This window comes from Alteromonas profundi (assembly GCF_010500865.1).
In the GTDB taxonomy this organism is placed as follows: domain Bacteria; phylum Pseudomonadota; class Gammaproteobacteria; order Enterobacterales; family Alteromonadaceae; genus Alteromonas; species Alteromonas profundi.
On the sequence record NZ_JAAAWN010000005.1, the window covers coordinates 16,865 to 33,678 of the forward strand.

The window sequence follows — 16,814 nt, forward strand, 5'->3', positions numbered from 1 at the left end:
CCGTTCTCCTTATATCAGGCGAAGTGTCAGGAAATTTATTCAATTTAAAAAACATTCAAACCTGCTCGTTGTTGGTGGTGGGCTAATAATCAAATTACACGTCATTTCAAAATTTAAGGACAAAAGTTATGGCAACTCCTATCAGCAACGAACGCTTAGTAAATTCTATTATCAACAACAGTACAGGTGCCAATCATACCTCAGCGTTTGCTGACGGCAGCTATATCACTGTTTGGCATTCAACAGCAGACGTTGGAAACTCATATGGCATTTTTGCGCAGCGGTTTAACGCGAACGGCACACCTGTCGGCCATGAGTTTCAAGTGAATGTACCGTTCGACTCATATAGTCAGCAAAATCCCAAGGTTACTACACTGGCAGATGGTAGTTTTGTAGTGACTTGGAATGGCTCTGGCGAGGGTGACGGAGATGGAATTTTTGCTCGACATTTTAATGCATCCGGCGAGCCCACTACGGGAAACGTATTAATAAACGAAGATATATCTTCAACGCAAGATCACCCCGATATTGCTACCTTAGATGACGGAAATATAGTAATCGGATGGCGTAGTAACAGCAGTAATAACGCTGAGCTTGTTTTTCGAGCTTTCGATAGCTCTCTAACCCCTATCTCAACAGAGCAGGCAATTACCGTACAGGGAGACACTACTACCTATTATTTAGATATAAGTGCTCATGCAGGAGGTTTTGCAGCTACCTGGTACCCTTATTACGGAGATGAAGCCGTAAGGTTCCAGCAGTTTAACAATGACTTGAGTGAAAAAGGAGCAATCACTCAAATTGGCCTGCAGGCGGGCGGGGATCAAGATAACCCAAAAATCGAATACTTCAGTAATGGTGATTTTGTTATTGTTTGGGAAGAAGATAACGGTCTTGATGGTTCAAGTGACGGAGTTTACGCACAACTATTTAATGCTGATGGAACCAACGCATCAGGTGTTTTTCTTGTAAACACAACCACGAGTAGTTCGCAGAACCGGCCCGATGTCGCTGTGCTTGATGACGATACGTTTGTGGTAACGTGGGACGGTCGCACCACTTTAGATGGCAGTTTTGTATCGGGCATCGTGTATCAACAATTTGCAAAAGATGGCACGCCTATTGGACTCGAAACCCTCGCGACTTCCGCTATTAATGCTAACAATAACCAATCCTCCCCCGATATTACAGCGCTTACCAGTGGCGAGTTTGTTATTACTTGGGACTCATATAGTTTTATCACCGATGACAGCACACGAGCAGGCATCGTGCAGCGCGTTTTCTCTACAACGAGCAACTCTATTGTAGATACCCCACCAGAAATAGTAGGTATGGTTGAGCAAATTGTTTTCGATGAGAACGTAGTAAATGCGGCTCCTCAAATTATTGATATTGCCGTTGCAATAGTTGATCCAGATACTGCGAATTATGATGGAGGCGAGCTTTCTATTGCTTATGTGGTAGGAGGAAGCAGCGAAGATTCACTTTCGATACGTAACCAGGGAACCGGCTCTTCGCAGATTGGTGTGTCTGGTAGTCAGATTACCTATGAAGGAAACGTTATAGGCACCATTGCTGAAGGTGGCGACAACGGGAATAACTTACTTGTCAATTTAACCAGTAATGCAAATGTCGAGTCGATAGAAGCATTACTTGAAAATGTTCAATACGCCAACAGTTCACAAAGTCCTCTAGCAACGCGCACAATCTCTATTCGACTCGACGATGGTGCAGGCAACACAAGCAGCAATGTAATAACAGAAATTATCGTTGAACAAACCAATGATTCAATTGCGTCAGTTGGCACAACAGAAAGGGTAAACACTTATACAAACTCATCACAGTCCGGCCCTTCTATCAGTGAATTCGACGATGGTAGTTTCATCGTTGTTTGGGATAGCTATACACAAAACGATACCAATAATTACGGAATACATGCCCAGCGCTTTAATGCCAGTGGGGAGCCTATTGGCTTAGAACTGCAGATAAACCAGTCCGACTTTTTACCCAGTGACTCATCACAACAGCATGCTAATGTCGCCACCTTTTCTGACGGTAGTTTTATGGTCACGTGGGATGGTGCTGGAGAGGTGGGGCAAGACGGTTCGGGTATTTACGGGCGAGTCTTCAATTCCGACGGTACCCCTGCCACCGATGATTTCCAAGTAAACCAATATACGTCAAACACCCAATCTGACAGTCAGATTACGCGCCTGTCAAACGGCAACGTTGCAGTATCTTGGCAAAGTTCTGGTGCCGACGGTAGTGGATGGTCCATTGTGACAAGAATTTTCGATTCCAACGGAGCACCCGTTACAGATGAAATTGTTGTTAATAACACTACTACTAGTACGCAATATGCCCCTTCCATAGACTCGTATGATGGTGGATACATTGTAGGCTGGTATTCAAATACGCAGGCTGGTGGAAGTTCGGGCGATATAGTTGCTCGTGCTGTAAACAACGATGGCACATTTGCCAGCGAAGAACTTGATATTACGTTGGGTCAAACGGGAGACCAGCACAGCGTACAAGTGAATGCATCGGCCGATGGAAGCTATGTACTCACGTGGGTAGACCACTCAGGGAACGCTGACGGCAGTGGACATGGTATTGTCGCCCAAAAATTTGATGCCTCTCATAATGCACTTACGGCGCAAATTGTTATTAATGAGAATAGTTCAAGTACCCAATACCGCCCTGATATCGCTCAACTTGACAACGGCAATTATATATTCACGTGGAATGATGCGAATTTAGGCAGCATCATGCGCCGTGAATTTACTTCTGACTTAATACCCATAGATAGCGAGCTGCGTGTTGAATCAAATATTAGTACATCTGTTGATAATCCTGTTGTCATTGGTTCGGGCAACAACTACTTTATCGCATTTGAACAAAGCGGTACCGGATTCGATAGCACCGATATCAGCCTTAATCGCTTTGGTTCTTTTGCCGAAGTAACTGGACCAGAGGTAACCGGTTTCGCTTCTAGCTATAACTTTGATGAAGCACTGGTCAATGCGGGGCTTGTGCCTTTGGAACTTGGAGTATCAGTAGCTGATGTATCAGGTGCAGGCTTTGATGGCGGCTCACTAACCGTTGGCTACAATGCTGGAGGGGCCGAAGATGATCAATTAGGGCTAATCAATCAGGGTAATGCAGCGGGTCAAGTGGGTGTATCGGGTAATTCGGTATTTTATGAGGGAACTCAGATTGGTACGCTTCTTAGTGATGGGCAAAGCGGTAGTCAACTTGTTATTACCTTTAATGCCAATGCGACAACAGAAGCCGTTGAGGGAGTGCTGGAAGCAACCAGTTACCAAAACACCTCTAATAGCCCCGAAGAATCACGCAGCATTAGCCTTCGGCTAACCGATGCAAATGGTGCGTCTAGCGAAAATATTGACTTCTCAGTAAACGTTAGCGCTGAAATTGATTCAACAGTGCCAGTTTTTACCGCCTCTTTAGTCAATACATTCACTGATGGAGTTCAATATAAATCCGATATTGCCGCCTTTGACAACGGTAGTTATGTCGTAGTGTGGCAAAGTGAAGGGCAAGAAAACAATAATGGTGTTTATAGCATTCACGGTCAGCGCTTTGGTGCCGATGGCAATGCTATAGGTACAGAGTTCCTTGTTAGTCAAGAATCAGCCCTAACCGTAGGTCAATCAGATAATGACCCTAAAGTCACCACGTTTTCCGATGGCTCATATGTAGTGGTTTGGCAAGGGCATGGCACAAACGATAGCGTCGACATTAAAGCCAGGCTATTCGACGCAAACGGTTCAGCATTAGGTGATGAGTTTCAAGTTAATGACTTTGTATCTGGCTCACAAGAATATCCTGACGTGGTACGACTGTCTGATGGTAACTTTGCGGTAACGTGGCCCTCGGCTAGTGGAGACGGCAGTTCTTGGGGAGTTTCATATCGAATATTTCAAAATGATGGTACCGCCGTAACAAATGAATTAGTTGCAAATACTACGGTCACTGGCACTCAGTATTCTCCAAGTATTGATGCCACATCTACTGGATTTGCAATTACCTGGTATTCCGATAACCACAATGGCAGTACGTCAAACGAAATTATTGTTCAACAATTTGCTAACGACGGCACACCGTTAGGCTCTGAAATTGAGGTAACCAGTTTGTCGGCGGGAAATCAGGCTACGCCAAAGATTTCTTACGCCGCAGACGGTAGCTTTGTTGTGGTTTGGGAGGACACGACTAACCTGTCGGATGGCAGTGGTAGCGCAATATTAGCGCAACGTTATGACGCTTCGGGTAGTTCGCTGGGTCAAACATTCGTTGTAAATGAAAATCCAGCCTCCAGTCAATATAGACCAAGCATTGATCATCTACCAAACGGTAACTTTGTCATCACTTGGTACTCCGCTAATAGTAATGACATATTTCGACGTGAATTTTCATCAGATGGTCAGCCCTTAGATGGAGACCAGTTAGTCAATATGGGGCAACAGTCCGGTACGCAAACCCGCCCCAGTGTGGCTTCGCTTGGCAACGGCGATTATGTCATCACTTACCACGATCAAAGTAGTGCCGATGGCAGTAGTTATGGGATTTTTCAGTCGTTTTTTGGAAGCCAATCAACGAACCAGAGTCCTACGCTAGCCGGTTTCACCAATGAAGTAACATTTGCTGAAAATGCAGTAAATAATGCACCTCAAATTTTGGATGCTGCGGTGTCGTTTCAAGACAGCGACTCAACAAATTTTGAAGGCGGGGTTGTTACCCTTGGATATATTCAATTTGGTGGTGTAGAAGACCAATTAGGTGTTAATAATCAAGGCAACGGGCTAAGTCAAATTGGGGTGTCTGGCTCAACGATATCTTATAGCGGAACGGTAATTGGTAATATTGTTAACGATGGCCAAAATGGCGCTACGCTGCGCATAGAATTAAATATCAATGCGACACCTGAGGCTATCGAAGCACTTGTTCAAAACTTAACGTATGCCAATACATCAGAAGCACCAAACGCACAGCGAACCCTTTCTCTTAATGTGGAAGATGGTGATGGAGGCAGTACAGGCAATCAAACAATTACCGTAAATGTTTCGCCCGACACCGATGGCTCTGAATCTGTATTTGGGCCAGACTTAGTCAATACATTTACAGCTGGGGGGCAATACAGCCCTGATGTGGCGAGCTTTTCTGACGGAAGTTACGTGGTTACCTGGGTTTCGTCTACCCAGGATGACAGTAGTTTGGGTGTCTACGCACAGCGTTTTGATGCTAACGGGCTATCTGTAGGTAATGAATTCTTAGTCAACACAACCACCGTAAGCACTCAATCAGATCCCGCTGTGACCGTTCTAAGCGATAACTCTTTTGTCATCACTTGGGAAGGGAATGGTATCTCAGATGGCAGCGGCGTGTTTGCGCAGCTTTATGCCTCTGATGGCTCACCTTTAGGCTCAGAGTTTTTGTTGCGAGATGGCGCAGACAATTCGGAAACGTTAGTTGATGTGGTGGCGTTGTCCGATGGGAAGTTTGCAACGACATGGACAGACAGCGGCGGCGATGCTTCCGGCTGGGGCATTTCTGTGCGTCTTTTTAATGCTGATGGTACGCCCGCTGGCGCTTCATTTACGGCAAATACTACGACTTCCAACACACAATACAACTCGTCTATTAGCAGCTTTAGTGGTGGCTTTGTTGTCTCTTGGTATTCCACTACTCAAGCAGGGGGAAACAGTAGCGACATAGTGATGCAGCGTTTTGATAACAGTGGCAATGCGATTGGTAGTGAAATAGACTTATTGATAGATGGTTCACAACAAAATAACCAGGTTGCGGCGTTCTTAGATGGCAGTTTTGTCGTTGTATTTCAAAGTACAGATGGCAGTAGCGATGGGGTTTTTGCCCAGCGCTATAATGCTGATGGAACCGCTAACGGCGATCTAATTCAGGTAAATGAAACGTTAACAGAAAATCAAACAGAGCCTACTGTCGCGACTTTACCTAATGGCAATTTTATCGTTGGCTGGACGGGTAATGGCGTTGGAGATAATAATGGTGCTTTCATCCGAGAATTCGACGGTAATGGCGTTCCAATTGATGGCGAGGTGCTAGCTAGCAGTACCTCAGTGTCTAACGTTGATAATATTTCTCTAACTGGCTTGGGGGCGTCCAACAACTTTATCGCGGTTTGGGCAGACTCCTCTTTAGAGCCTGATGATAGCAGCTGGGGCGTTTTTCAGAATATTTTCGGTAACCCTAGCGATTTCAACCGTACCACGCCACCAAGTCTGGATGACGTGACCGATACGCGGCAAATTGTAAATTCAGTAGCCTCAACGCCGGTGAGAATTGATGCAGACGTGGATTTCACTCACATCAGCGATGATTTTAACGGCGGTATGTTAGAAGTGTTCTACCTTACCCAAAGCGATGCTGATGACCTGCTTGCCATTGACACAACAGGAACGGGCATTGGCCAAATCTCTGTTAGCGGAGTTGATGTTAGTTTTGAAGGCACAGTGATCGGCCAAATTTCGAGTGGTGAAAATGGCACAAATGGCAGTGGGTTATCTGTCACTTTCAACGCTAATGCCACAGCAATAGCAATTGATGCACTGATAGAACACCTTACCTATGCCTCTCAAAACAATGTAGAAAATGATGAAACAATCTCAATTCGCGTGACCGACGGCAATGGTGCAGCTACCCAAGGAAATGCCATTTCTATCGAGATACGCTCGTCGGTGTCTGCCCCTACCTTTTTAATGGAAGACTTTGACAGAAATATAACCTTCAACGAGTCGGATGTAGTAGGTCAGCTGGCTTTGTTAGACAGCAATATTAATTTTGAATACAAGGGTTCAAATAGCTTAGACGGTGGGTATTTGTCGTTGCGTTATATTTCAAACAGCGAGACGTTCGAAGATACCTTAGGCGTGGTTAACATAGGTACGGGTAATGGCCAAATTAGTGTGAGCGGCTCTACCATTTTGTATGAGGGGGTTGCGTTTGCCTCAATTGATTCTTCCGACAATGGAGAAGCGGGCAGTGATTTGCGTATTGATTTTACGACTGGCGTTACCGATGAAGCAGTTGAAGCTTTAATTGAAGCACTGGGCTATAGCAGCGATTCAGGCGCTCTTAACACCAGAAGTGTTAGGCTCTATGTATACGACAGCGCGAACAACTACTCCACGAATATAGATTACAGCCTTAATTTTGAGCAGTCTGTAAATGACTTTGACCTTGTTGGCGAGCCGAGTCTAATTAACCAAGTAACTGCTGGTAACCAGGCTATGCCATCTGCCAGCGAGTTGTCGGGTGGTGGATATGTAGTTACATGGACTGGCGAAAACAGCCTTGACGGCAGTTCCAACGGGATATTCGCCCATATCTTCGATGAAAATGGACAAGCAGTTGGTAACCAGTTCGTGGTTAATACGGAAAACTTCGGCAATCAAACCAACGCTGACGTTGCAGGGCTCAGTGATGGCTCTTTCGTCGTGGTTTGGGAGAGTGTTACTAGCGAGTCCAACAGCGACATAAATGTTTATGCCCAGCGCTTTACTGCTTCTGGTCAAGCCCTTGGCGACCAATTTATTGTTAATGAAAATCTATCTAGTACGCAAGGGACCCCCGTCGTTACTGCGCTGGCTACTGGCGGCTTCGTCGTAGCGTTCGACACTTACGATACTGCTACGGGAGATACGAGCGGTATTGGTATTGGTATGCGCTTCTTTGATAATGATGGTGTTGCCACAACCGCTGAATTATTAGCGAATACGTCAATTTCGGGCTCTCAAAACAATGCCGACTTAGCAGCGTCTGCAAGCGCAGTGGTAGCAACGTGGAGGAGCAATGCGGGCGACGATGTATTTGCACGTATTTTTAATCCTGTAGATGGAACAGAGTTAGTTTCTGAGTTCAAAGTAAATACGTCAGAAGGGAATGTATGGAATCAACCTGCAGTGACCGCGCTTGATGACGGTACATTTGTGTTGGTTTGGGGGCACTATATCGACGAATTCTCCAGAGACTTTTGGGGGTTCCGCGGTCAACGCATCGATGCAAACGGCAACTTCATCGGCGATGAGTTTATTGTTAACACCAGCGAAACAAGCTGGAATTCTAATGATGGCATTGACATAGCTTCATTGAATAATGGTAATTTCGCCGTTACTTGGGGGGCAAATGCGGGCGTGTACGTCCAAGAATTTGAAGCTACAGGTACTACCCCTACAAAAGTGGATGGGCCAGTTTTAGCTGGCTCGGGGCCGAGTACAGACCACCAATCTACAATTGTGAGCGTTGGAAATCAGAGCGCTGCGGTTATTTGGTCTGGATATAATCTTACATCACCTGCTAATAGCACCTATGAAATAGGGCAACAGTTGGTTGGCGTTGCCAGCGACTTTAGTGATAGCGATGGTCCACAAATTGAAAATATTCCAGCAGAAATCACGATTACGGAAAGTACCAACACAGAGTTTATTTTCAGTAATGTTGATATTCTTGATAGCGATTCGCCAGATTTTGATGGTGGCCTTTTAACAATCGACATCGTCAGCGGGTATCGAGATATTGTAAATACAAACCAAGAGTTTGCTGATGATAACTTTACTATCGAAAATCAAGGTGTCGGACAGGGGCAGATTAGTGTTTCTGGAAGCACAGTCAACTATGCAGGCGCCGCAATAGGCACCATTGCACAAGATGGGCAAGCGGGAAATGGTTTACATATTGCTTTAAATACTAATGCTACCTTAGAAGCCGTAAACGCGTTGATACAGGCAATCGGTTATTCCAATCTCTCCACCTCACCGCAAGCTAGCAGAGAAGTCGCGTTACGTCTAACCGATGGTGATGGAGGCTCTAGCGCAAATCAGGTCGTTACGCTAAACATTACGGAAGTGGCTAACGGTTCCACACCACAGACTAGCGACATACAGGCAAACAGTTTTGAGTTGGGCAATCAAACTACGCCAGCACTGGCTGAAATGGCAAGTGGTGGGTTTGTAATGGTCTGGACGTCTGATGCCAATCAAGACGGAAATGGCCAAGGTATCTTCGCTCAGAGATACAGTGAAAACGGTGCGCCTATTGGCAATGAAATTGCTATCAATACCAGCACGTTAAATTCACAATCACTGCCATCAGTAGCGACTAACGGCAATGGGTTTGTGGTGGCTTGGTCGGACACTGGCGGTGTTGATGGTAGCGGTTACGGTATTGTCGCACAGCGATTTGATGAATTTGGTGAACCAGTTGGTGGTGAATTTGTAATTAACGAAACCACAAGTTCCACTCAAAACGACCCGCAAATTATCCAACTGAGCAGCGGTGGATTCGCAGTAGTTTGGGAAGGTAATGGTAACGGCGACAACAGCGGGGTATTTGGCCGCTTATTTAATGAAGATGGTACACCGTTAAGCGCAGAGTTCTTAATCAATGAATCTACGAGTGGGTCACAGTATGATCCTTCGATCACAGAATTGGCTAGTGGGCAACTTGCTGTCACATACGAAAGTAGTAATCAAATAACCATTCGTTTAGTTAATGCAGACGGAACCACGCTAGCGCCAGAAATTATTATTGACCGCCCCGTAACGACAGAGCGGGAGCCAGATATCACGGCTCTATCTAATGGAAACTTTGTAGTTTCTTATACGGTCAATAATGACGGCAATGGTTCAGGTGTATTTGCACAGCTGTTTGATTCAAGTGGCAATATAATTGGCGATGAAATTCGGGTGAATGAAGGCATTTCGGGCAGTCAATACCAATCAAAAGTGGATGCGCTATCCACAGGTGGCTTTGTTGTAAGTTACTATTCAGGTGCCTCACCTGATGGCATTTTTACCCAGGAATTTGATGCTGCCGGAAACGCTATTGACGGTAACAATCAGGTCAACATTAATAACGTCAGCACCGATTGGGAGCCTGTTGTGTTGGGCTTGTCCAGTGGTGGCTACATCACTGCTTGGAGTGGTTATAACGTTGAGGCTGGAGTAAACAATTCCTATGGGGTGTTCTGGCGTGGTTTTGGTAGTGACGGTCAATTTTCTGATGGTGCAGGTCAAATTGAAATTGCTGGTTTGCCTAGCGAGATCACCTTGACCGAGTCTGATACCCCAGAAGCATTCATTCCGAGTGGTGATTTATTCGGCGCTGAGTCTAATGACTTTAATGGAGGTAGCCTAACCGTTACTGTGATTACTGGATATGGCGCCCAAGGTCAATTTGTTAGTGCTAATGAACAGGATAATTTTTCGGTTTTGAGTTCAGGTAACGGATTAGGGGAGATCAGTGTATCTGGAAGCACTATTTCCTATGAAGGTACCGCTTTTGCCAGCATTACCAAAGATGGCGCTAATGGTAATGAACTTCATATCAATTTTAATGCCAATGCAAATCAAGCTAGCATAAACGCTTTGCTTCAAGCATTAAGCTACCTTAATTCGTCAGATGGCCCTACGCTTGAACGAACTATATCGCTGCGTTTAACAGACGGTGATGGCAATAGCACATCGAATAATGCGATTAGTTTTGTGGTTGAACCTGTGGCTGACGGCGCGAAGCCCCAGGGAGACGAAATTCAGGTCAATACCTACCAAGAAAACGATCAGCGTTATTCAGAAGTCACAGAGTTGGAAGATGGTTCGCTAGTGGTAGTTTGGCAGTCGCAGAATCAGGATGGGTGGAGTGATGGTATTGTGGGGCAGCGCTTCGATGCAAACGGCTCGCCAATAGGTAACGAATTTATTGTTAACGAGTACACCCCAGAAGGGCAGACATACCCTAGTATAACGGCAGTGGCTGGTGGATTTGTGGTTGCCTGGCAAGGTCGTGGCGAAGACGATAGCTCAGGTATATTTGGACGACTCTTCGACTTAAATGGTGTGCAGCAAAGCGATGACTTTGTCATCAACGATACTTTAGCTAGTGCACAGTCGCAGGTGCGTTTAACATCGATGGCTAACGGTGGGTTCGCTGCCATTTTTAGAGGAAACGGTGTAGGTGACAACAGCGGTACTTTTTTTACTACATTTGACGCCAATGGAAACCGCGTTATAACCGAAACTCTCGCCAACGCTACAATTTCCGGTACTCAGAGCGAGCCGGATATCACTGAGTTAGCCAATGGAAAGCTGGTCGTTAGCTATCGAACTAGCTCTGATATAGAAGCTCAAATTTTTAACAGTGATGGTAGTGCATTTTCAGGTGCAATTACTCTAGCCGATTCCAGTGATAGCGAGTATCAGCCGAAAGTGGCGGCGCTAGATAATGGTGGTTTTGTTGTGACTTATACTGACGACAACGATACCAGTAACGCTGGCGTTTTTGCTCAGCTATTTGATGCAAACGGTCAAGCTGTTGGAGAATTACTGCGCGTAAACGAGGAGACAAGTGGCGCACAGTACGAGCCCGATGTTACCGCATTAGCCGGAGGTGGTTTTGCTATAAGCTACTCAGATTCAAACAACCCTGACAGTATTTTTGTTCAGCAGTTCGACAATGATGGCAATATTGTTGATGGTCCAAAACGCGCAGAAACTAATAATGTTAATGGAAACTATGAACCTAGCATTACTGCACTGAGTAACGGTGGTTTTGCAGTCACCTGGACGAGCTATAACACCGAACCGGATCAAGCAAACAGCTATGGCATTCTTATGCGCATGTTTGGCAGTGATGACCAGTTTGAAACTAGTCAAGCGCCTGTAGTTGAAATTGCATCTAACTCCATTGAGTTTAGTGAATCCAGTCTCAACTTTGCACCTCAGCTGTTGTTTATCGGTGCCGGTGTCGCAGATATCGATACGACCGATTTTACAAATGGACAGCTTGAGATTGCACGTATCTCTTCATATGGACAAGGCGACCAGCTTGGACGTCAGTCCTTCTTCCCTCAGGATAATTTGGGGATTCAAAATCAAGGTTCTGGTGCAAACGAAATTGCTTTGTCTGGCAGCGACGTTTTATATGAAGGCACGGTGATCGGTACCTTGGACTCTAGCGGAACCAACGACACTGCATTAGTGGTTACGTTTAATGCAAACGCGAGTGCGCAGGCTATAGAATCGTTGCTCGAAGCCGTAACTTATAGGAATACCTCGGATGCACCAGAGTCGACTCGGACTTATAGCGTACGCTTAACTGATGGCGCAGGCGGTTCAAGTTTAGCGCAGTCTATTGTGGTTAATATTTCTCAAAATCTGGATGGCAATTTACCAACGCTACAACCTGAGAGAGTCGTAAACACAGACACTACTGGATACCAATCATCATCTCAAACATCAGCACTTTACGATAGCAATGGAGAGCTTGATGGATATGTTGTTTCTTGGCAAGACAGCCAAAGCGGTGATGTACATTTTCAACTCTATGACAATGAAAACAACCCGGTTGGTTCCAATGAGGTAGCGAATACAACACTCACTAGTACACAAAGTGATATCACAGTGCAGTCATTGAATAATAGTACTTTTGTAATGACATGGACATCTTCTGCTTCATCGCAAGATGGTTCAGGGTCTTCAGTTGTCGGGCGTATTTTCAACAACGACGGCTCGCCGTTTAACCAAGCTCCGCACAATGGCGCCGAGTTTGTCATAAATACAGAAGCCTCGAGCTCCCAAAGTCATTCACAAATCGCAGCCTTACCAAACGGTGAATTTGCTGTGGTATGGCAGACATACGATTCCGACACAGGTGATAACAGTGGCTGGGGTGTTGCCATGCAGCGTTTTGATGCCACAGGTCAAGCATTAGGCGGCGAATTGTTAGTGAACACTACGGTTTCGAGCAATCAGGACACTGCAGACATAAGTGCATTAGCGAGCTCAACGGCATTACCTGATGGTGGGTACGTAGTGTCGTGGCAAAGCCCCGACTCTAGTAATGACGGTATCTTCGCTCAGGTGTTCGACGCCAATGGCAATGCAGTGGGTAGTGAATTCCAAGTCAATACCACGGTAACCGGAAGTCAGACGCAAAGTGCAGTTGCTGGGTTAGCAAACGGAGACTTTGTCATCACCTGGACTGATAATACGGCCGATCTATCTAATTCAGGTGTCTATGCACAACGCTTCACGTTCAACGCAGTAGGAGAATCCGTTGCAATAGGCGATGAATTCAGGGTAAATCAAGACTACCTATATTCTCAGTATGACCCAAGCATTGTCGCTCTCTCTGGTGGTGGTTTTGCCATTGCCTTTACCGGCAATGACGGAAGTGGCGACGGCGTGTTTGTGCAAGAGTTTGACCAAGCTGGGCGCCTAATAGACGTTCCGCAGTTGATAAATCAAAATACTAGTAGCACACAGGATGAGCCAAGCTTGGCAGCATTGAGCAATGGCGGGTTTATCGCGTCATGGACATCTTGGATGGGGGGAACCGACGGCTATGACGTCTTTATGCAGCGTTTTGGTAATCAAGTACCTCAAACCACGGATTTTGTCGTTCAAGGAAACGAAGACGAAAATATTGTTATAGATGTTAACGAGTTTTTAAATGCATTTGTTGACCCTGAAGGGGAGCCACTTCAAGAAGTTGCGTTTATCACACTTCCCATCAGCGGTGTAATTGCACTAAATGGTATAGCTATAACGCCAGGACAGATCTTTGATATTAATGCGCTTCAAACTGGTGTATTAACTTATCTGGGCGACCAAGATTTTAATGGGCTGGATAGCTTTACTTGGGCAGGAAGTGATGGAGCGAACTTCGCTGAGCCCGCTACGACTAATATCACTGTTTTACCTGTTAATGACGCACCAGGGATGAGTGTAGGCGCCGACGATACGGGAACTGAGTCGTATGGAACTGGATTTAGTCATACCATAAATTTCACCGATCCTGACGGTGATACACTTTTAGTAAACGTGGACTGGGGAGACGGTGAGTCGTCACAATATACAACAAATTCAGGTACGCTTAATACCGGCCATCGCTATCTGGACGATGGAGTGTATACAGTTACGGTGACGGTAGACGACCAATCGGGCACACCAGAAGCAATAGAGACACAAACGTATCAAGCAACTATCAGCAATGTTGCCCCATCGATAGGTCTGTTTGGCAACAATGACGTCGAACAAGACCAAGTATATACCCTAAGATTAGGTAATCCGAGCGACCCTGGCGATGATACAGTGACAGATTTCATTGTCGATTGGGGAGACGGCACAGTTGAAACCTTTAACAGCCCCGGTGACGTTACCCATGTGTATGCCACTCCCGGCAATTTCGAAATCTCTATAGATTTAGTCGACGAAGATGGTACGTATGTCGGTGTTTCAACCAAAGACGTGCAAGTCAGTGTACCCGCCGAAGTGTTGGACGTGCAGACGATATCCGATACAACCGCGAATGAAGGCTCGACCTTTGTTCAGTCTATTTCGTTTACCGACCCTACAGATCAGAATAGCAATGGCTGGACCTACTCCATCGATTGGGGAGACGGGAGCGTTCAGAATAATGTTGCCATATTCAGTCGCGACTTTAACATCGCTCATAATTTTGCCGATGACGGAGTTTATGATGTCACTGTTACGGTATCTGACGATGTCAACGGACAGACCGATACAGAAACTTTTTCTGTGACTGTGGGCGATGTTGCGCCTACGATTAACCTTCATGGTGGTGGTTCGGTTAACGAAGGGTCTGTCTATAGTCTTACCGCTAGTGTGTTTGAACCAGGTGATGACCCTATTCAGGAATTTGTCATTGATTGGGGGGACGGTACAGTTGAAACCATCATTGGTGATGAATTTGGCACGCAGACTCATGTCTACAGTGACGGCCCTTTCGGCTTTAATATTTCAGTCGATGTCGTCAATGATGACGGTACTTTTGAAAATGCGGGTACACAGTTTGTCAATGTTCTAAACGTAGCGCCGTCTTCTACTATTACAGGCCCAACGGACGTTAATGAAGGTAGTGAAGTGACTTATACCTTCGGCGATATCGTCGATCCCGGAGATGATACAACTAGCAATACCGTGATCGATTGGGGCGACGGCACAACCACTGCCTATACAGGTGCTGGAGAGTACGGTCATACGTTTGCAGATGGAAATGCCACACGCAGTATTAGACTTTTAGTCACAGACGAAGATGCTGACCCTCATGTCGCAGCCACTCTTATTGTAGATATTGAAGATATAGAGCCGTCTATTAACGTAAGCGGCGCAAGTGAGACAGACGAAGGCAGTGTTTATACGCTTACGTTAGCTGACTTGGTAGACCCCGGTGATGATCCTGTCACCGAATATCTCATTGACTGGGGTGATGGTTCAGCGGTGCAGTCGGTAGCTGATTTAGGTGATGTTACTCACACCTTTGTTGATGGTAACAGCAGCGCAACGATCAGTGTGCAAGTCGTGAATGATGAAGGCACGTTTAACGCAGGCAACATTGATGTCACCATCAACAACGTAGCGCCAACGTTAGCGCTATCGGGCGCGTCGACCAGTATCCAAAATACCGCGTATACCTTGAACCTTGGAGCAATTATCGACCCAGGTGACGATACCATTGTTGCGAATGGAATTACCGTGAATTGGGGCGATGGCACAACCGAAACCTACAGCAGTGTGGGCGATGTGTCGCACACGTATACCACAATGGGTGACTTTACTATCAGCGTCAGTTTGGAAGATGAAGACGGTACGTTCAGCGATGTCGCTACGCAGGCAGTGAGTGTCAGTGCGCCAGCGGATACCGTGGATGTAGCTGCACAGGCTAATGCTGTAATTGATGAAGGCGATACCTTTACTCGTACCATTAACTTCACTGACGGTGAGGACAATGGAGCAGCAGGCTATACCGTAGATATCGATTGGGATAATGACGGCAATGTTGATGAGTCCTTTGCTACAAGCTCGAACAGTTTTGATGTGTCGAAGGTGTTTGCCGATGGTGCATCCGTGCAAACCGTGTCGATTACCGTGACCGATGACGCGGGCGAGTCTGACACCGAGGCCTTTGAAGTCATAGTAAATAATGTAGCCCCTGTAAGCAGTATTATTGGGCCCGTTGACGTGGATGAAGGTTCGGAAGCTATATTCACCTTTGGTGACATACTTGACCCGGGTGACGATATTATCACGAGTGCGGTGATTGAATGGGGCGATGGCACGACCACAGCGTATACAGGGGCGGGAGATTACGGCCATACCTTTGCTGATGGTGATAGCTCGCCAGTTATTAGCTTGATAGTGACAGATGAAGATGGCACGTATACGGCGGCAAGCCTTGGCGTTGCAGTGAACGACGTAGCCCCATCTATAACTGTAAGTGGCGCAAGTGAGACAGACGAGGGCAGCGTCTATACACTAACGCTGGCTGACTTGGTAGACCCCGGTGATGATCCCGTCACCGAATATCTCATTGACTGGGGTGATGGTTCAGCGGTGCAGTCGGTAGCTGATTTAGGTGATGTTACTCACACCTTTGTTGATGGTAACAGCAGCACAACGATCAGTGTGCAAATCGTTAATGATGAAGGTACGTTTAACGCAGGCACCATTGATGTCACCATCAACAACGTAGCGCCAACGTTAGCGCTATCGGGCGCGTCGACCAGTATCCAAAATACCGCGTATACCTTGAACCTTGGAGCAATTATCGACCCAGGTGACGATACCATTGTTGCGAATGGAATTACCGTGAATTGGGGCGATGGCACAACAGAAACCTACAGCAGTGTGGGCGATGTGTCGCACACATATACCACAGTCGGTGACTTTACTATCAGGGTAAGTCTCGAAGATGAAGACGGTACGTTCAGCGATGTCGCTACGCAGGCGGTGAGTGTCAAT

The 16,814-nt window shown here is 46.2% G+C and carries 1 protein-coding gene; it reads left to right on the forward strand.

The features are described 5' to 3' along the window. Positions 1-128: 128 nt before the first annotated feature. Positions 129-16,814 (forward strand): beta strand repeat-containing protein (locus tag GTH32_RS05090; RefSeq protein WP_246223149.1); only part of this gene is annotated, 16,686 nt, incomplete at its 3' end.